Origin of the sequence: Kitasatospora sp. NPDC127111 (genome assembly GCF_042677465.1) — a bacterium.
In the GTDB taxonomy this organism is placed as follows: Bacteria; Actinomycetota; Actinomycetes; order Streptomycetales; family Streptomycetaceae; genus Kitasatospora.
Map to the genome: position 1 here is coordinate 25,840 of NZ_JBHXTG010000017.1, position 18,484 is coordinate 44,323.

General features: G+C 71.2%; 16 protein-coding genes. 8 read left to right on the forward strand and 8 right to left on the reverse strand.

Going from position 1 to position 18,484, the window contains the following annotated elements; genetic code table 11:
- The first annotated feature begins 128 nt into the window (after nt 1–128).
- Nucleotides 129–1,328 carry a mannose-6-phosphate isomerase, class I gene (gene manA, locus ACFVHB_RS13705; protein WP_380320029.1) on the forward strand — a complete coding sequence of 400 codons (1,200 nt, stop codon included), beginning with the start codon at nt 129–131 and terminating at the stop codon, nt 1,326–1,328.
- A 76-nt stretch (nt 1,329–1,404) separates the two neighbouring features.
- On the opposite strand, the gene ACFVHB_RS13710 is transcribed toward manA, so the two are convergent.
- Entirely contained in the window at nt 1,405–2,388 is a 984-nt protein-coding gene (locus ACFVHB_RS13710; protein WP_380320032.1) for an LAETG motif-containing sortase-dependent surface protein, read from the reverse strand.
- A gap of 222 nt (nt 2,389–2,610) precedes the next feature.
- Here ACFVHB_RS13710 and ACFVHB_RS13715 point away from each other — a divergent pair, with 222 nt between their 5' ends.
- Nucleotides 2,611–3,177, forward strand: coding sequence for a dihydrofolate reductase family protein (locus ACFVHB_RS13715; protein ID WP_380320035.1), 567 nt, complete (start codon nt 2,611–2,613; stop codon nt 3,175–3,177).
- 57 nt (nt 3,178–3,234) lie between these two features.
- On the opposite strand, the gene dnaB is transcribed toward ACFVHB_RS13715, so the two are convergent.
- Nucleotides 3,235–4,842, reverse strand: coding sequence for a replicative DNA helicase (dnaB, locus tag ACFVHB_RS13720; protein WP_380320038.1), 1,608 nt, complete (start codon nt 4,840–4,842; stop codon nt 3,235–3,237).
- A gap of 471 nt (nt 4,843–5,313) precedes the next feature.
- Here dnaB and ACFVHB_RS13725 point away from each other — a divergent pair, with 471 nt between their 5' ends.
- Nucleotides 5,314–6,642: an MATE family efflux transporter gene (locus tag ACFVHB_RS13725; protein ID WP_380320040.1), complete on the forward strand. Its 1,329-nt coding sequence runs from the start codon at nt 5,314–5,316 to the stop codon at nt 6,640–6,642.
- A gap of 167 nt (nt 6,643–6,809) precedes the next feature.
- Here ACFVHB_RS13725 and rplI read toward each other — a convergent pair whose 3' ends face one another.
- The 4 genes from rplI to rpsF all read right to left on the reverse strand — a co-directional run bounded on the left by rplI (nt 6,810) and on the right by rpsF (nt 8,575).
- A complete protein-coding gene (rplI, locus tag ACFVHB_RS13730; RefSeq protein ID WP_380320043.1) occupies nt 6,810–7,256 on the reverse strand; it encodes a 50S ribosomal protein L9 in 447 nt (148 codons plus the stop codon).
- 17 nt (nt 7,257–7,273) lie between these two features.
- On the reverse strand, nt 7,274–7,510 hold the full coding sequence (gene rpsR / locus ACFVHB_RS13735; protein WP_030304537.1) for a 30S ribosomal protein S18: 237 nt from the start codon (nt 7,508–7,510) through the stop codon (nt 7,274–7,276).
- 78 nt (nt 7,511–7,588) lie between these two features.
- The gene (locus ACFVHB_RS13740) at nt 7,589–8,188 is read right to left on the reverse strand and encodes a single-stranded DNA-binding protein (protein ID WP_380320046.1); all 600 of its coding nucleotides are present in this window, start codon (nt 8,186–8,188) and stop codon (nt 7,589–7,591) included.
- A 96-nt stretch (nt 8,189–8,284) separates the two neighbouring features.
- Nucleotides 8,285–8,575 (reverse strand): 30S ribosomal protein S6, encoded by a 291-nt coding sequence (gene rpsF / locus ACFVHB_RS13745; protein WP_148643846.1) that lies wholly within the window; start codon nt 8,573–8,575, stop codon nt 8,285–8,287.
- A 299-nt stretch (nt 8,576–8,874) separates the two neighbouring features.
- Between rpsF and ACFVHB_RS13750 the strand changes: the two genes are divergently transcribed.
- The 3 genes from ACFVHB_RS13750 (at nt 8,875) to ACFVHB_RS13760 (ending at nt 11,630) form a co-directional block, all read left to right on the forward strand.
- The gene (locus ACFVHB_RS13750; protein WP_380320049.1) at nt 8,875–9,171 is read left to right on the forward strand and encodes a hypothetical protein; all 297 of its coding nucleotides are present in this window, start codon (nt 8,875–8,877) and stop codon (nt 9,169–9,171) included.
- A gap of 250 nt (nt 9,172–9,421) precedes the next feature.
- Nucleotides 9,422–10,540 carry a lipid II:glycine glycyltransferase FemX gene (locus tag ACFVHB_RS13755; protein ID WP_380320052.1) on the forward strand — a complete coding sequence of 373 codons (1,119 nt, stop codon included), beginning with the start codon at nt 9,422–9,424 and terminating at the stop codon, nt 10,538–10,540.
- Nucleotides 10,541–10,595: 55 nt separating this feature from the next.
- Nucleotides 10,596–11,630, forward strand: coding sequence for an alanine racemase (locus ACFVHB_RS13760; RefSeq protein ID WP_380320055.1), 1,035 nt, complete (start codon nt 10,596–10,598; stop codon nt 11,628–11,630).
- A gap of 53 nt (nt 11,631–11,683) precedes the next feature.
- Here ACFVHB_RS13760 and ACFVHB_RS13765 read toward each other — a convergent pair whose 3' ends face one another.
- Together ACFVHB_RS13765 and ACFVHB_RS13770 are read right to left on the reverse strand one after the other, a co-directional pair.
- The gene (locus ACFVHB_RS13765; protein WP_380320058.1) at nt 11,684–13,276 is read right to left on the reverse strand and encodes a glycosyltransferase family 87 protein; all 1,593 of its coding nucleotides are present in this window, start codon (nt 13,274–13,276) and stop codon (nt 11,684–11,686) included.
- Between the two features lie 141 nt (nt 13,277–13,417).
- Nucleotides 13,418–15,892 (reverse strand): transglycosylase domain-containing protein, encoded by a 2,475-nt coding sequence (locus tag ACFVHB_RS13770; RefSeq protein ID WP_380320061.1) that lies wholly within the window; start codon nt 15,890–15,892, stop codon nt 13,418–13,420.
- Between the two features lie 504 nt (nt 15,893–16,396).
- Here ACFVHB_RS13770 and ACFVHB_RS13775 point away from each other — a divergent pair.
- Together ACFVHB_RS13775 and ACFVHB_RS13780 are read left to right on the forward strand one after the other, a co-directional pair.
- The gene (locus ACFVHB_RS13775; protein WP_380320064.1) at nt 16,397–17,116 is read left to right on the forward strand and encodes a PadR family transcriptional regulator; all 720 of its coding nucleotides are present in this window, start codon (nt 16,397–16,399) and stop codon (nt 17,114–17,116) included.
- Between the two features lie 128 nt (nt 17,117–17,244).
- The gene (locus tag ACFVHB_RS13780) at nt 17,245–18,327 is read left to right on the forward strand and encodes an inositol-3-phosphate synthase (protein ID WP_238860443.1); all 1,083 of its coding nucleotides are present in this window, start codon (nt 17,245–17,247) and stop codon (nt 18,325–18,327) included.
- Nucleotides 18,328–18,484: the final 157 nt, after the last annotated feature.

Sequence of the window (18,484 nt, forward strand, 5' to 3'; positions counted from 1 at the left end):
TCGGCTAGGGTCGATGCCCGGCCTTCGCCCGGGCCACCCGCACCGCGTGCCACCCGCACCGGGCCCGCCCGGGGCGGGCCGGCGATCCGGCACACCAGCCACCGCAGCGAAGGAGCAGGACCGCGCGCATGGACAGGCTCGTCAACACTGTCCGCCCGTACGCCTGGGGGTCGGTCACCGCACTCCCCGAGCTGCTCGGGCAGGAACCCACCGGGGAACCGCAGGCCGAGCTGTGGATGGGCGCCCACCCCGGCGCGCCGTCCCGCGCCGACCGGGGGGCCGGGCCGCGCCCGCTGGACGAGCTGATCGCCGCCGACCCCGAGGGCGAGCTGGGCGCCGCCACCGTGGCCCGGTTCGGGCCCTCGCTGCCCTTCCTGTTCAAGGTCCTGGCCGCCGGCATCCCGCTCTCCATCCAGGCCCACCCGACCCTCGACCAGGCCCGGGCCGGGTACGCCGCGGAGAACGCCCTGGGCATCCCGCTGGACGCCCCGCACCGCAGCTACCGCGACGCCAACCACAAGCCCGAACTCATCTGCGCGCTGAACGAGTTCGACGGCCTCTGCGGCTTCCGCGCGCCCGCCGACGCGGCCGCCCTGATGGCCGGGCTCGGGGTGCCCGCGCTCGACCCGCTGATCGGGCTGCTCGGCGCCGAGGACGAGTCCCGGGCCCTGCGCGACACCCTGGCCGCGATCCTCACCATGGACGGGGACGCCGCGGCCGCCGCCGTCCGGGACACCGCCGAGGCGGTGGACAAGGCCGCCGCCGGCGATCCCGACGGCCCGTACGCGCTGTACACCCGGATCACCCGCGAGTTCCCCGGCGACCGCGGTCTGATCGCCGGCCTGCTGCTCAACGCCGTCCGGCTCCGGCCCGGCCAGGCGCTCTACCTCGGCGCCGGCGTCCCGCACGCCTATCTGCACGGCGTCTGCGTCGAGTTGCAGGCCAACTCCGACAACGTGCTGCGGGCCGGGCTCACCCCCAAGTACGTCGACGTGCCCGAGCTGCTCAAGGTCGTCGAGTTCATGCCGGGCGCCCCCGACCCGCTGGTCCCGACCGCCGTCGACGGCACCCCCGGCGAGGAGCTCTACCCCGTCCCGATCGACGAGTTCCGGCTCTCCCGCTTCGTCCTGGACGGGCACGAGCGCGAGGTCGACGGCCGCGCGCCGCAGATCCTGCTCTGCACCGCCGGCACCGCCCGGCTCACCGCCGCCGACGGCACCACCCTGGACCTCGCCCGCGGCGAGTCCGTGTTCCTCCCCGCGACCGGCACCGGCACCCGGCTCGCCGGCACCGCCGCCACCGTCTTCCGCGCGACCGTCACGCTCTGACCGCGGCACTCCGCCCGCACGACGCACCGGGCCCGCACTCCCCGAGGGGGGTGCGGGCCCGGCGTGCGTCACGTGCTCAGGCGGCGCTGCCGGCCTTGCGACGGCGGACGTAGAACAGCACACCGACACCGGCGGCCATCGAGACCGCGCTCATCAGCGCGAGCTGCGGAGCGGCGTCCGAGGCACCCGTGTCGGCCAGCTGACCGGCCGCGGTGCTCGTGGTGGTAGCGGTGGTAGCTGTGGTCGTGGTGGTGGTCGACCCCGAGCTGCGACCGGTCGAGCCGGGCGTGCGGCCGGAGTCGGCGGTACCGGTCGAGGCGTTCTGCGCCGTCGTGCCGGTGTTCGCCACCTGGACGGTCTGCGCCTGCTGGGCCGGGGTGTTCGTCCCGGTGCCCTCGGCCGGCTTGTTGGCCTCCTGCTTGGCGGCCTCGGCCGCGGCGGCGGCAGCAGCGGCGGCGGCCTTGGCGTCGGCGAGCGCCTTGTCGGCCGCCTCCTTGGCCTGCTTGGCCTTGTCGGCCGCCTGCTTGGCCTGGTGGAGCTCCCGCAGGGCGGCGATCCGCCAGTCGTCCCCCGCGTCCTTGGCGGCCGTGGCCTCGGCCTTCGCCTCGGCCACCTTCGCCTTGGCGGCGGTCAGCTCGACGTCCCGCTGGTGGAGGATGACGAACAGGGCGACCCGCTCGTCCTCGGTCGCGGTCGGCGGCAGCTTGTCGATCGCGTCGTTGGCGTCCCGACGCGCCTTCTCCGCGGCCTCCAGCTTCTTCTCGGCGGCGGCGAGGGCGGCGGCGGCCTTCTTCGCCCGTTCGGTGATCTCGGCGGGCAGCGGCCCGTCCATCTTGGCGTTGACCTCGGCCTGCTTCGCGGCCAGCGCGGTCAGCGCGGCCTCGTAGGCCTTCGCCGCCTCGGCGGCGGCCTGCTCCAGCTCGGCGATCCCGGCGCTGCCGGCCCGGGTCTGGTTCTGACCGCCGCCGGCCTCGGCGAAGGCGGGAGTGGCGGACAGCGCGGCGGGAGAGAGCACGGCGGCGGCGACGAGGCCGGCCGCGAGTGCACGACGGATCTTCAAAACAGTGCCCCCCTAGGCATGTTCAGAATGCGCGTTGGCGCAGGTACGGCCGTGGCGGAGTCGCGAAGGAAACTGGCTCGACGCAGCACGACGATCGCGATCATATAAGCAGTCCGCACCGAAACGACAAGGTGGACTCCCGGCGAGCCCATGTCGCGCGCGGAGGGTTTCCCGCGTCACGCTGGTCTGTACGCCGGACACCCGCGGACGGAAGGCCGGGCCATGCGGAAACTGATCTACGGTATGAACCTGACCCTGGACGGCTACATCGCCGCGGCCGGCGACGACATCGGCTGGAGCGGACCGCCGAGCGACGAGCTGTTCCAGTGGTGGCTCGACCACGAGCGGGCGAGTGGCCTGTCGCTGTACGGGCGCAAGCTGTGGGAGACGATGAGCTCCTACTGGCCGACCGGCGACCAGCGGCCCGGCGCCACCCCGGCGGAGATCGAGTTCGCGCGGACCTGGCGGGACACGCCGAAGGTGGTGTTCTCCTCGACGATCGACGAGGTCGACTGGAACACCCGCCTGGTCACCGGCGACGCGATCGCCGAGATCACCCGGCTCAAGGCCGAGGACGGCGGCCCGATGCACATCGGCGGCGCGACGCTCGCCGGCGCGGCCATGCGCGCCGGGCTGATCGACGAGTACGTGATCGCCGCCCATCCGGTCCTGGTGGGCGGCGGCACGCCGTTCTTCACCGCGCTGGACAGCTGGGTGAACCTGAACCTGGTGGAGACGCGGACGTTTCCCGGCGGCGTGGTCCTGACCAGGTACGGGACCAGGCGCTGAGCGGTTTCCCGCCGTCGCGCGGACGCGTGGACGTCCGCGACCGCGCGAATGGCAGCGTCAGTCCCTCGTCATGTCGACAAATCGCGAGTAATGACCCTGGAATGCCACGGTGATGGTGGCGGTCGGACCATTGCGGTGCTTGGCGACGATCAGGTCGGCCTCGCCCGCGCGGGGGGACTCCTTCTCGTAGGCGTCCTCGCGGTGGAGCAGGATGACCATGTCGGCGTCCTGCTCGATCGAGCCGGATTCACGCAGGTCCGAGACCATCGGCCGCTTGTCGGTGCGCTGTTCGGGACCACGGTTCAGCTGGGAGAGCGCGATCACCGGGACTTCGAGTTCCTTGGCCAGCAGCTTCAGGTTCCGCGACATGTCCGAAACCTCCTGCTGACGGTTCTCGGCCCGGCGGGAGCCGCCGGACTGCATCAGCTGGAGGTAGTCGATGACGATCAGTTTGATGTCGTTGCGCTGCTTGAGCCGGCGGCACTTGGCCCGGATCTCCATCATCGACAGGTTCGGCGAGTCGTCGATGAACAGCGGCGCCTCGCTGACGTCCGGCATCCGGCGGGCGACCCGCGTCCAGTCGTCGTCCGTCATGTTCCCGGAACGCATGTGGTGCAGCGCGACCCGGGCCTCGGCGGAGAGCAGACGCATGGCGATCTCGTTGCGTCCCATTTCGAGCGAGAAGATCACGCTCGGGAGCTTGTGGTGGATCGAGCAGGCCCGCGCGAAGTCCAGTGCCAGGGTCGACTTGCCCATGGCCGGACGGGCGGCGATGACGATCATCTGGCCGGGGTGCAGGCCGTTGGTCAGCTGGTCGAAGTCGGCGAAGCCGGTGGGGACGCCGGACATCTGGCCGTTGCGGGAGCCGATCGCCTCGATCTCGTCGAGCGCGCCCTCCATGATGTCGGCGAGCGGCGCGTAGTCCTCGTTGGTCCGCTGCTCGGTGACGGCGTAGATCTCCGCCTGCGCCGCGTTGACGATCTCGTCCACGTCGCCCTCGGCGGCGTAGCCCATGCCCGCGATCCGGGTACCGGCCTCGACCAGCCGGCGCAGCACCGCGCGCTCGTGGACGATCTCGGCGTAGTACTCGGCGTTGGCGGCGGTCGGGACGGAGTTGACCAGGGTGTGCAGGTAGCCCGGGCCGCCGACCCGGGTCAGCTCGCCGCGCTTGGTCAGCTCGCCGGCCACGGTGATCGGGTCGGCCGGCTCGCCGCGGGCGTAGAGGTCGAGGATCGCGCCGTGGATCAGCTCGTGCGCGGGCCGGTAGTAGTCGGCCGGCTTGAGCACCTCGACCACGTCGGCGATGGCGTCCTTGGAGAGCAGCATGCCGCCGAGGACGGACTGCTCGGCGGCGAGGTCCTGCGGGGGGACCCGCTCGAAGCCGTCGACGCCCTCGGAGCGCTCGTCCTCGCCCTGGCGCCGCTTGCCGTCGCGCTGGAAGCCCCCCGGGCCCTTGCCGCCCTTCTGGAAGCCGCCCTGCGAACCGCCGCCCTGGAAGCCGCCCTGGCCCTGGCCGTTGCCGCGGCTGCGCGAGACCGGCAGCCGGTCGCCCGGGCCGTCCGGGAACGGGTCGTCGGCGAAGGCACCGGCCGGGAACGGGTCGTCGGTCGGCCAGTCCTCCTCCGGCGGCGGGGCGTCGTGGTCGTCGTACTGGGGGCCGGTCACACGTGTTCCCCGTTCAGCGAGTGGTGCGAGTTGGAGCGGGCCTTGCCGGTGGCCGGGTGGAGCGGAGCCGCGCTGCTCATCTCGGGCCACCGCATTTCTACGCCACCGCACCGACGGGTCGGACGCCGTGGCGGGTGGGTGTGTCGGCCGGGACAGCCCACGCTAAGGCGCCGGACGCCCTTCAGCCAAGGCGGTTATCCACAGGGGGTGTGGACGAGCGCCCGGAGGCTGTGGAGAAGTGCCGCAAACCTGTGGACACCCCTGTGGAAAGCCCTGTGGATAACCCGACGATCGATCCACCGTCAACTTGCTGACCTGCGATGACCCCCTCCCAGGGCTGTGCATGAGAAATTCTTCACACACAGTCGGGTGGCCGTGGACACATCCTGCGGCGGGCCCGTCGCTCATGATTGCGAGTAAGACCCGAAATACCCTGGCGATCGTTACCTGTGGATGAGTAGCCTTGACCCCATGACCGCCCCCACCACCGACCGCCGACGGCACGACCGGGAGATACTCGCCCTCGCCGTCCCGGCCTTCGGCGCCCTGGTCGCCGAGCCGCTGTTCCTGATGGCCGACTCGGCCATCGTGGGCCACCTCGGCACCCCGCAGCTGGCCGGGGTCGGCGTCGCGTCCGCCGCGCTCACCACCCTCACCGGGGTGTTCGTCTTCCTCGCCTACGCCACCACCGCCGCGGTCGCCCGTCGGATCGGTGCCGGTGACCGCCGGGCCGCCATCCAGCAGGGCATCGACGGCATCTGGCTCGCCCTGGCGCTCTCGGTCGGCGTCGTCGCCCTGACCCTGCTGCTGGCGCCCTGGACCGCCGAGGCGCTCGGCGCCTCCGCGACGGCCGCGCCGTACGCGGTGACGTACCTGCGGATCAGCGCGCTGGGCATCCCGGCGATGCTGATGGTGATGGCCGCCACCGGCGTGCTGCGCGGCCTCCAGGACACCCGTACGCCGCTGCTGGTCGCGATCGCCGGGTTCACCGCCAACGTCGGCCTCAACGCCGGCCTGGTCTACGGCGCCGGGCTCGGCGTGGCCGGCTCGGCCTGGGGCACGGTGCTGGCGCAGACCGGGATGGCCGCCGCCTATCTGGTCGTGGTGGTCCGCGGGGCCCGCCGGGAGCGCGCCTCGCTGCGGCCCGACCCGGCCGGCATCCGGGCCTGCGCCAGGGCCGGCGGGCCGCTGATGGTCCGCACGCTGAGCCTGCGCGCCGTCCTGATGATCGCCACCGCGGTGGCCGCCGGGCTCGGCGACGACCAGATCGCCGCGCACCAGATCGCCATGACGGTCTTCCTCTTCATCGCCTTCGCGCTGGACGCCATCGCCATCGCCGGCCAGGCGATCATCGGCCGCTGCCTGGGCGCCGAGGACGTCCCGGGCGCCAGGGCGGCCACCCGGCGGATGATCGAGTGGGGCGTCGGCGCCGGCCTGGTGCTCGGCCTGCTGGTGGTCCTCGCCCGCCCGCTGTACGTCCCGCTGTTCACCCCGGACCCGGCGGTGCAGGCGCAGCTGAACACCGTCCTGCTGCTGCTCGCGCTCTGTCAGCCGGTCGCCGGCCTGGTCTTCGTGCTGGACGGGGTGCTGATGGGCGCCGGCGACGGCCCGTACCTGGCCTGGGCGATGCTCGCCACGCTGGCCGTCTTCGCCCCGGTGGCCCTGGCCGTGCCCGCCACCGGCTCCGGGCTGGCCGGGCTCTGGTGGGCGATGAACCTGTTCATGCTGGTCCGCGGCGCGTTCCTGGCCTGGCGGGCGCGCGGCGGCAAGTGGCTGGTCACCGGCGCGGTGCGGGCCTGACGGTGCCCGATGGTCCGTGGCCCGGTGACCGGGTGACCCGGCGACCCGGCGACCCGGCGACCCGGCGACCCGGCGACCCGGCGACCCGCGGCGGAACGGCCGAGGAACGACCGAGGGCCGGCCTCCCCGCGACGGGGAGACCGGCCCTCGGGCCACTGCTACGGAGCTCAGGCAGCGACGACGGCGACGTCGAGGTTGGCCTGGACGTCGGCGTGCAGCTTGACCGAGACCTTGTGGGTGCCCACGGTCTTGATCGGCGAGGCGATCGCGACGGCGCGCTTGTCCACGGCGGGGCCGCCGGCGGCCTTGATGGCCTCGACGACGTCGGCCTGGGTGACCGAGCCGAACAGGCGGCCGGCCTCGCCCGAGCGGACGGCCAGCTTGACCTGGACGCCCTCCAGCTTGCCCTTGACCTCGTTGGCGGCCTCGAGGGTCTGGATCTCGTGGATCTTGCGGGCGCGACGGATGGCGTCGACGTCCTTCTGACCACCCTTGGTCCAGCGGATGGCGAAGCCACGCGGGACCAGGTAGTTGCGGGCGTAGCCGTCCTTGACCTCGACGACCTCGCCGGCGGAGCCGAGACCCGGCACCTCGTGCGTGAGGATGATCTTCATCAGTTGGTCACCCTCTCTTAGCGCGCGGTGCTGGTGTAGGGCAGCAGCGCCATCTCACGGCTGTTCTTCACGGCCGTGGCGACGTCACGCTGGTGCTGGGTGCAGTTGCCGGTGACCCGGCGGGCACGGATCTTGCCGCGGTCGGAGATGAACTTCCGCAGCAGGTTCGTGTCCTTGTAGTCAACGTAGTTGACCTTGTCCTTGCAGAAGACGCAAACCTTCTTCTTCGGCTTGCGAGCAGGCGGCTTCGCCATTGTGTGCTCCATTTGGGGTTCACGGCCCGGCAGGCGTCTCGCGACGCCGGCCGCCGGACCGCACGAAATCTGTCAGCTCTAGAACGGGGGCTCTTCCGAGAAGCCGCCACCGGACGGGGCACCCCAGCCGCCGCCACCCTGGTTGCCACCAGAGGGAGCGCCGGACGCCCACGGGTCGTCGGACGGACCGGACTGGCCGCCGGAGTTGCCACCCCAGCCGCCGCCCTGCTGGCCGCCACCGCCGCCCCAGCCACCGCCCTGGCCGCCGCCCTGCTGGCCGCCGCCGAAGCCGCCGCCGCCGGGACCGCCGGACCGGTTGGCCCGGGTGACCTTCGCGGTCGCCGAGCGCAGGCTCGGGCCGACCTCGTCGACCTCGACCTCGAAGACCGTCCGCTTCTCGCCTTCCTTGGTCTCGTAAGACCGCTGGCGCAGTCGGCCCTGCACGATGACGCGCATGCCGCGCTGCAGCGACTCGGCCACGTTCTCCGCCGGCTGCCGCCAGACGTTGCACGTGAGGAAGAGGCTCTCGCCGTCCTTCCACTCGTTCGTCTGGCGGTCGAAGGTGCGGGGGGTGGACGCGATGCGGAACTTCGCGACCGCCGCACCCGACGGGGTGAAGCGCAGCTCGGGGTCGTCGACGAGATTGCCGACGAGGGTGATGACGGTCTCGCCTGCCATGGTGGTGATGACCTCTCCGGAAGAGTTCCGTTCACCGCTGTTTCACGTGAAACAGCGGACGCGAGCTACCCGAGGCCCGGGGGCCTCAGAGGTGGCTCAGTGGGTGTCCGGGCGCAGGACCTTGGTCCGCAGAACCGACTCGCTCAGGCCCAGCTGGCGGTCGAGCTCCTTGACGACCTCAGGCGTGGCCTTCAGGTCGATGACCGAGTAGATGCCCTCGGACTGCTTGTTGATCTCGTAAGCCAGACGGCGACGGCCCCAGGTGTCGACCTTCTCCACCTTGCCGCCGCCGTTGCGGACGACGGTGAGGAAGTTCTCGATCAGGGGGGCGACAGCGCGCTCCTCAACCGAGGGGTCGAGGATGACCATCAGCTCGTAGTGACGCATGAGTAACCCACCTCCTTTGGACTCAGCGGCCACGGTCTCTCCGTGGCAGGAGGGTTGTGCAGCGTCGGCACCGGAGTAGTGACGACACCGGCCCACCGTAGTGGCCGGGTCCGACAATCGGCCCCGCCGACCCGGAAGAGGGCGCAAGGGGGCACAACTACACCAGTGCAGACGGCACAGCCTACCTGCACTCGGACGGCCGAACAAAACGCATAGGGGTTGTGATCCCCATCCAACCGCCGCAATCTGGACGGAACGGGTTTCCTGCTCGTTCGTCTCCTCGCCAGGAGGTAGGACTCATGGCCACGACCTTCCACGGGCTCCCGCTCACCCTGAACACCGACGGCCACCGGCACCCCCGGGAGAACACCCTGGTCGGCCTCACCGCCGTCCTGGGCGTGCTGTCGTTCACGACCTCGTTCTTCTACGACCTCCACATCCTCACCTCGTGGACCGGACTCTTCGGGATCATCACCGGCTTGTGGGGACAGTTCGTCTCCGTCACCACGGCCGAGCGCTTCGTCCTGGTGGTCGCGCTCGGCGCCTCGGCGGTCGGCTTCTACCTGGGCATCGCCCGCGGCGGCCTCTGGGGCTAGCGCCTCCGGCCCGCACCCGGGCCGGCACCTCCGGCCCGCCCGCACCACCGGCCGGCACCACCGGCCCGCCCGGGGGCGGTCGTCCCGTCCGCCCCTTCAGGAACCCTCGGCGCCCCCGTCGCGTACCTACCTCCAGGAGACAGGTACACGGCGGGGGCGCTGCCGCGCCCGCAGCCGAAGGGGCCCCGGGAGATAAAGTCACCCCGAGAACCTGGGGCCCACCGAGCCCGACCGACGAGGAGCACCGAGCATGAGCCTGCGCCTGAGGACGATCACCCGCGAGGAGCACCTCGCCTTCATCAGGAGCCGTGCCTCGGCCAGCCACATGCAGGTGCCGTCCTGGGGCGATGTGAAGGCCGAGTGGCGTTCGGAGTCGATCGGCTGGATCGACGACTCCAACCAGATCGTCGGCGCCGGCCTGGTGCTCTACCGGCAGCTGCCGAAGGTCAAGCGCTACCTGGCCTACCTGCCCGAGGGCCCGGTCATCGACTGGTTCGACCGCGACCTGGACCGCTGGCTCTCGCCGATGCTGGCGCACCTGAAGTCGCAGGGCGCGTTCTCGGTGAAGATGGGCCCGCCGGTGGTCATCCGCCGCTGGAACGCGCCGACCATCAAGGAGGCCATCGCCGCCAAGCAGGCCAAGCGCCTGCGCGACGTCGAGGCCGACTGGTACGAGCCGCGCGCCTTCGAGGTGGCCGACCGGCTGCGCAAGGCCGGCTGGCTGCAGGGCGAGGACGGCGGCGCCGGCTTCGGCGACGTCCAGCCGCGCTACGTCTTCCAGGTGCCGCTGGCCAACCGCTCGCTGGACGACATCCAGAAGGGCTTCAACCAGCTCTGGCGCCGCAACATCAAGAAGGCCGAGAAGAGCGGCGTCGAGGTGGTCCAGGGCGGCTACGACGAGCTGCCGATCTTCCACCAGCTGTACCTGGTGACCGCCGAGCGCGACCGCTTCACCCCGCGCCCGCTGGCGTACTTCCAGCGGATGTGGAAGGCCCTCACCGCCGAGGACCCGAACCGCATGCGGCTCTACATCGCCTACCACGAGGGCGAGCCGCTGGCCGCGACCACGATGCTGGTGGTCGGCGAGCACGTCTGGTACTCCTACGGCGCCTCGGCCAACCACAAGCGCGAGGTCAAGCCGTCCAACGCGATCCAGTGGCGGATGATGCGCGACTCGTACGCGCTCGGCGGGGGCGTCTACGACCTGCGCGGCATTTCGGACACCCTGGACGAGGACGACCACCTGTTCGGCCTGATCCAGTTCAAGGTCGGCACCGGCGGCCAGGCCGCCGAGTACCTCGGCGAGTGGGACTTCCCGCTCAACAAGCTGCTGCACAAGGCGCTCGACCTCTACATGTCGCGCCGCTGAGCAGCCGCCGCGCCGCCCGCCCCGCCGTGCCCAACACCCTCTGGGAGATGACCCGATGACGCTGTCGCTCTATCTCGACACCGAACGCTGGCGCACCCACCAGCGGTCCGTCCTGGCCGAGTTCCCCGGCCTGGTGCCGGTGGCGAAGGGCAACGGCTACGGCCTGGGCAACCACCGGCTCGCCGAGGAGGCGACCCTGCTCGGCACCGGGGTGCTGGCGGTCGGCACCGCGTACGAGGCGGCCGACGCGGCCGACTGGTACGGCGGTGAGCTGCTGGTGCTCACCCCGTACCGGGTCGGCGAGGAGGTGCTCCCGCTGCCGCACGCCCGGGTGATCCGGACGGTGGCGAACCTGGACGGGCTGCGCGCGCTCAGCGGCGCCCGGGTGGTGGTGGAGTGCATGACCACCATGCGCCGGCACGGCGTCTCGGCCGCCGACCTGCCGGCGGTCGCCGCCGAGCTGGACGGGGTCACCTTCGAGGGCCTGGCCCTGCACCTGCCGATGGACCGGCCGGACGGCTCCAGCCCGGTCGAGGAGGTCGCGTACTGGGTGGACACCGCCCGGGCGGCCGGGGTGCCGGTGCACACCGTGTACGTCAGCCACCTCGGCGCGGCCGGCATGGAGCAGCTGGCCCAGCGCTACCCGGACACCGTCTTCCGGGCCCGGATCGGCACCCGGCTCTGGCTGGGCGACCACGGGGCCCTGGAGGTCCGGGCCACGGTGCTGGACGTCACCCCGGTGCGGAAGGGCGACCGGTACGGCTACCGCCAGCACCCGGCGCCGTCCGACGGCCACATCGTGGTGGTCGCCGGCGGCACCGCGCACGGCATCGGCCTGGAGGCGCCCAAGTACGTGCAGGGCATGTCCTCGCGGGCCAAGGGCATCGCCCGGGCGGGCCTGGCGACGGTCAACAAGACCAAGTCGCCGTTCCACTGGGCCGGCAAGCAGCTCTGGTTCGCCGAGCCGCCGCACATGCAGGTCTCGCTGCTCTTCCTGGACAACGACACCAAGCCGCCGGTGGTCGGCGACGAGCTGACCCTGCAGGTCCGGCACACCACCACGCACTTCGACCGGGTGGTGGACCGGTGACCCGGCGGCACCGGTGACCCCGCGGGGCCGCTGACCCGCGGGGTCGGCGGCCCTCAGGGCTTGGAGGTCTCGGCCGGTTCCGGGGCGGGCGGCTCGGCGAGCCACTGCTCCGGGCCGGCCGGCGCGTACCCGGCGTAGCTCGCCTCCTCGCGGAGGTCCCGGGCGGCGCCGAGCACGAACACGTCCGGGGCCTGGTCGAGCACCCCGCCGGACGGGTCGTCGCTGCCGTCCCAGCGCACCGGATCGCGGTCCGGCAGCAGGACGTCCCGGATCACCATGCCGACCAGGTAGAGCGTGCCGAGCAGGTGCAGCACGATCGCGAAGTGGTACCAGGACTCGCCGATCCCGTGCTGCTTGGGCCCGGTGACGAAGCCCAGGTGGGACCAGATGCCCAGGGTGTAGAGCACCTCGCAGGCCTGCCAGACCAGGAAGTCCCGCCAGCGCGGCCGGGCCAGCGCCGCGAGCGGGATCAGCCAGAGCACGTACTGCGGCGAGTACACCTTGTTGACCAGGACGAACGCGGCCACCACCAGGAAGGCCAGCTGCGCGACGCGCGGGCGGCGGGGCGCCGCGAGGGCGAGCCACCCTATCCCCAGGCAGCAGAGCACCATCAGCACCGCGATGAAGAGGTCGAGGTTCTCCAGCGCCACGCCCCGGCTCTGCATCAGGATCAGCCAGAACGAGCCGTAGTCCTCCTTGCGGTGCTTGCTGAACACGTAGAAGGTCGACCAGCCCTGCCAGTTCGCCAGCATGATCGGCAGGTTCACCAGCAGCCAGGCGCCGACCGCGCCGCCCAGCAGCGCCCGGAACTCGCGCCACTTGCCGGCCCGCCAGCAGAGCACCAGCAGCGGGCCGAGCAGCAGCAGCGGGTAGAGCTTGGCGGCGGTGGCCAGGCCGATGAAGACGCCGGCCCAGAGCGGGCGCGAGCCGGCCCACCAGGCCAGCGCGACGGCGGCCAGCGCGACCGCCAGCAGGTCCCAGTTGACGGTGGAGTTCAGCAGCAGGCCGGGCGCGAGCGCGAACAGCAGGGCGTCCCAGGGGCGGCGCCGGTGGGTCCGGGAGACGGCGACCACCGCGATCACCGCGCAGGCCATCAGCATGCCCGCGTTGATCGCCCAGAACCACTGCTCCTGGCTCTGGGTGGTGCCGCCGCCGGGCGTCAGCCAGGCCGCGACCTGCATGAACAACCCGGTCAGCACCGGGTACTCGAGGTACTGCAGGTCACCGGAGGTGCCCGGGATCCGGTCCACGTACGGGTGCAGCCCGGCCGAGAACCCGCGCCCCGAGAACAGGTGCGGGACGTCGCTGTAGCAGGCGTGGATGTACTGCGGCGAACCCGGCTGGAACCAGGCCTCGTTGTAGCAGGGCAGCTTCTGCGCCATGCCCAGCACCGAGACCACGATCACCAGCAGTGCCAGGAAGCGCGCCGGGATCCACCAGGAGACGCCCAGCAGGGCGCGCCGGCCGGGCGGGCCGCCGATCACCTCGCTGCCGGCCGCCGCCACCGGGTCCTCGTCCGCCGGGACGACCACGGTGTTGGCCGGGGGCGCGGCCGCGGCCGCCGTGGCGGGCACCGCCGGAGCCGGCCCGGCGGCCTCGGTGGGCCCGCCCCGGCCGGCGGATTCGTCACGAGCGCTCGACGTCATGCCGGACATCCTGCCGCACCCGTCCCGGCTGGACGAGGAGGCCCCCTGAGCGGCTTTCAGCCCGACCCGGCCAATCGTGACGAAACGGCGGTGGCGGCCCTCCGGGGAGGACCGCCACCGCCGTTCCGTGCCGCTCGCGCGTCAGGGTGCCGCCTGCGCGCCGCCACCGCTCGCCGACGGCGAGGTGCCCGGCTTGGACGGCTTGCCGGTCGAGGTCGGCGGATCCGTCGGCGTCGCGGTCGACGTCGGCTGCGTGGAGCCGCACAGCGCCGGGATGAGGCAGGTCGGCGTGGGGTTGCCGCCACCCGTCGGGTGGGTCTTGGTCTGCGACGGGCTGGGCATCGTGCCGGGGCAGTCCACGCCGGGGACGCAGGCCGGGCCCTGGGTGGCGGTCGGCTGCGGCTGCTGCTGGCCCGGGTCCGGGGCGGTGGTCGGCGCGGTCTCGGTCGCCGACGGCGAGGCCGTGGCGGTCGCCGTGCTCGGCGCGCCGGAGGAGTCGACCTGGGTGCCGACCGGCTGCGGGCTCGGGAAGTCCATCTTCGGCTCGTTGGCCAGCGCGGCCTTCATGTACCGGGTGAAGACGTCGGTCGGGGTGTCACCACCGTGCACCGAGTCCTTGCCGCCGGTGCCGTTGAGCGAGAGCCGCTCGTGCTTGGCCGGGTCCTCGCGCCACATCGCGACGCTGGTGGCCAGCTGCGGGGTGTAGCCGACCCACCAGGCCGACTTGTTCTGGTCGGTGGTACCGGTCTTGCCGGCCACCGGGCGGCCCAGCGCGTTGCTCTTCGAACCGGTGCCGTTCTTCGCCACGTTCACCAGCACGTCGGTGACGTTGTCCGCGACGGCCGGCTCCAGGGCCTGCTTCAGCTCCGGCTTGTTGAAGCCGGGCCGGGCGGCGCCCTGCCACTCGACCTTCTTCACCGAGTACGGGTCGGCCTGCTTGCCGCTGGCGGCGAGGGTCGCGTAGGCGTCGGCCATCCGGATCGGGCTGATGGTGGAGGTGCCCAGCGGGAAGGTCGTGGTCTTCGGGTCGGCGAAGCTGTCCTTGCGGATGCCCATCTGCTCCGCGATGTTGGCCACGTTCTGGCCGCCGACGTCCTGGTTGAGCTGGACGAACGGCACGTTGTACGACCACTGCATGGCCTGCCGCAGCGAGACGTAGCCGCGCTTGCCCTTGTCCTCGTTCTTCTGCCGGTACGGCTTGCCGGTCGTCTCGTCCATGATCAGCGAGCCGTCCGGTCGGCGGATCTCGGACAGGTCGTCGGAGAGGTAGCGGCTGTCGGCGTTGATCCGCTTCGGCTTGCCCTTCTCGTCCGCCGAGGTGGTCACGCCGACCTGCATCGCGGTGGCCAGCACGAAGGGCTTGAAGGTCGAGCCGACCTGGACGCCCTGGGCGTCGGCGTTGTTGTCGAAGTGCTGGTTCTCGACGCCGTCACCGCCGTAGATGGCGACGATCGCGCCGTCGCCGGGGCGGATGCTGGCGGCGCCGAACTGCACCCAGTTGTCGTTGTCCGGGCGCTTCTGCGGGTTCAGCGTCTCGGCCTTGACGTCGTCGACGGCCTTCTTCAGGGCGTCGACCTTGTCCTTCTCGAAGGTCGTGTAGATCTTGTAGCCGCCCTTTTCGAGGGCCTGCTGGGTGATCGTCTTGTCCTTCTGCATGACGTACCGGTTGGCGACGTCGACCAGGTAGCTGACCTGGCCGTTCATGTTGCTCGGCGGCACCGGCTTGATCGGGTCCGGGAAGGTCGTGCACTTGGCACGCTCCTCGGCGGTGGCGTTCTTGGTCTCCACCATCCGGTCCAGGATCCACTTCCAGCGCGCCTCGGCGCGCTCGTGGTTGCCCTTGAGGCTCGGGTCGTACAGCGCCGCGCCCTTGAGCAGGCCGGCCAGCATCGCGCTCTGGCAGAGGTCCAGGTCCTTGGCGTTGACGCCGTAGTACGCCTGGGCGGCGGCCTGGGCACCGGTGCCGCGGCCGAACCAGCTGGTGTTCAGGTAGCCCTTCAGGATCTCCTCCTTCGAGGTCTCCTGATTGAGCTTCAGGGTGATGAAGAACTCCTTCAGCTTGCGGTCCAGGGTCTGTTCCTGGCTGAGGTAGGCGTTCTTCACGTACTGCTGGGTGATGGTCGAGGCGCCCTGCGTCTGGCCGCCCCTGGCCATGTTGTAGACCGCGCGCATCATGCCCATCGGGTCGATGCCGCTGTCGTTGCGGAAGGTCTCGTTCTCCGCCGCGATGACCGCGTTCTGCAGATTGGGGCTGATGTCGGCGAGCTCGACGATCTGGCGGTTGGTCTCGCCCTTGCGGGTCATCTCCGTGCCGTCGGCCCAGTAGTAGATGTTGTTCTGGTCCTTCACCAGGTCCTTCAGCGGCGGGATCGTCGTCGTCTGGTACAGGTAGAAGACCGTGCCGACGCAGGCCGCGAAGACGATCAGGCAGGCGCTGAGCCACTGCCGCCAGGACGGCAGCCAGCGGCGGAAGCCCTGCTTGCCGAAGCGCGGGTAGTCGATGAACCGCTTCTTGCCGGGCGCGCCGCCGGCACCCGGGCCACCGCCCGGACCACCGGTCGCGCCGCCGCGCTTGCCGCCCTTGGCGGCGGCCTTGCGCATCTCGGCCCGCGTCATCCGGGGCTGCTGAGCGGTTTCGCGGACGCCGGGGGGGCGCCGCCGGCCGAGACCCTCCGAGCTGAGCTCGTCGCGTCCGGCTCCGCTCGGCAGTCCGCCGTCACCCGGGGGCTGCCCACCGCCGTTGGGCGACCTGCGCCGTCGTTCGCTCATGTTCCAGCTACTCCTCGCCAGGCGGTCGAGCCTGAAGGCAGGGTTCACGTCTGATGCCCGCAACCGCCCTAACCCCGGAGGTGGTCCTCGTGCACACGCGACAGCGTACGCAGCCGAGAAATACAACTAATCGGGCATCAGTCGCCAATGACCGCAAAACGGCGGCAGATCATTACACGCCCGTTGCCAAGCACACCCGCGCGTCGCCTTGTGATCACATTCACGCGTGCCCCCCTTGCTCGACCGGGGGCCCAGGTTTACTGTTCTCGATATATCGAGCCGATACATCGGAGCGGCATACCGCCGGGAGCGGCGGGCCGGAGACCGGCTGAGGGGAAGGAGGACACCGCATTGGGCAGGCGCTCGGGAGTGCTGGAGTTCGCCGTCCTCGGCCTGCTCCACGACGCGCCGATGCACGGGTACGAGCTGCGCAAGCGGCTCAACGTCCTGCTCGGTTCGTTCCGCGCGTTCTCCTACGGAACGCTCTACCCCTGTCTGAAGAGCCTGGTGGCCCAGGGTTTCCTGGTCGAGGACAACCCGGACGTCGAGTACGTCCCGGCCACCGCGCTCAACGGCAAGCGGTCCAAGATCGTCTACCGGCTCTCCGCGGAGGGTAAGCAGCGCTTCGAGGAACTGCTCGCCGACTCCGGCCCCGACGCCTGGGAGGACGAGCACTTCGGCGTCCACTTCGCGTTCTTCGGCCAGACCGACCGGGCGGTGCGGATGCGCGTCCTGGAGGGGCGCCGCAGCCGGCTGGAGGAGCGCCTGGAGCGGATGCGCAACTCGCTCGCCAGGGCGCGCGAGCGGTTCGACGACTACACCGTCGAGCTGCAGCGGCACGGCCTGGAGTCGGTCGAGCGCGAGGTCCGGTGGCTCAACGAGCTGATCGAGACCGAGCGGGCCAACCGCACCGGCCGGACCGGGCCGTCCACCGGCGGACCGGCCGACCACCGGGGGCAGGCCGGCGCAACACCCCACAAGACTTCGGACGGCCGTGGCGAGGAGGCCGGATCCCCGGATCCGCCCGGGCCACCGTACGACCGCCCGGGGCGCTCCGCCCAGGAGCGCTGACACCGCGTCCGCCCTGTGCCGCGCGGCAGGAGTGGGCGCCTCGCGCGCCCGTCAAGCAGTCATCGAAGAAGCAGGACGAGTGCCGTCGATCGCCGGCGGCGCTCATGAGATCACAGGGAGCAACCGGAATGGGTTCGGTTCGCGTAGCCATCGTGGGCGTGGGCAACTGCGCCGCGTCGCTGGTGCAGGGTGTCGAGTACTACAAGGACGCCGACCCGGCCGGCAAGGTCCCCGGCCTGATGCACGTCCAGTTCGGTGACTACCACGTCCGTGACGTGGAGTTCGTCGCCGCCTTCGACGTCGACGCCAAGAAGGTCGGCTTCGACCTGGCCGACGCCATCGGCAACAGCGAGAACAACACCATCAAGATCTGCGACGTGCCGCCGACCGGCGTCACCGTCCAGCGCGGCCACACCCTCGACGGCCTGGGCAAGTACTACCTGGAGACCATCGAGGAGTCCGACGAGGCCCCGGTCGACGTCGTCCAGGTCCTCAAGGACAAGCAGGTCGACGTCCTGGTCTGCTACCTGCCCGTGGGCTCCGAGGACGCGGCCAAGTTCTACGCCCAGTGCGCCATCGACGCCAAGGTCGCCTTCGTGAACGCCCTGCCGGTGTTCATCGCGGGCACCAAGGAGTGGGCCGACAAGTTCACCGAGGCCGGCGTGCCGATCGTCGGTGACGACATCAAGTCCCAGGTCGGCGCCACCATCACGCACCGCGTGATGGCGAAGCTGTTCGAGGACCGCGGTGTCATCCTCGAGCGCACCATGCAGCTGAACGTCGGCGGCAACATGGACTTCAAGAACATGCTCGAGCGCGAGCGCCTGGAGTCGAAGAAGATCTCCAAGACCCAGGCCGTCACCTCGCAGATCCGCGACCGCGAGCTGGGCGCCAAGAACGTCCACATCGGTCCCTCGGACTACGTGGCCTGGCTGGACGACCGCAAGTGGGCGTACGTCCGCCTGGAGGGCCGCGCGTTCGGCGACGTCCCGCTGAACCTGGAGTACAAGCTCGAGGTCTGGGACTCCCCGAACTCGGCCGGTGTCATCATCGACGCCGTGCGCGCCGCGAAGATCGCCAAGGACCGCGGCATCGGCGGCCCGATCCTGTCGGCGTCCTCGTACTTCATGAAGTCCCCGCCGGTCCAGTACTTCGACGACGAGGCCAAGGAGAACGTCGAGAAGTTCATCCGCGGCGAGGTCGAGCGCTGAGCGCAGCGGAACTCGCGACTGTCGAGCGCCGCGCGCTGAGCGCAGCGGAACTCGCGACCGTCGAGCGCCGCGCGCTGAGCGCAGCGACGTGAGTCTTTTGTAGGCTCTGTGAACGGGTCTCCGGTCCGCCGGGGGCCCGTTCACCTTTTCCCGGCGA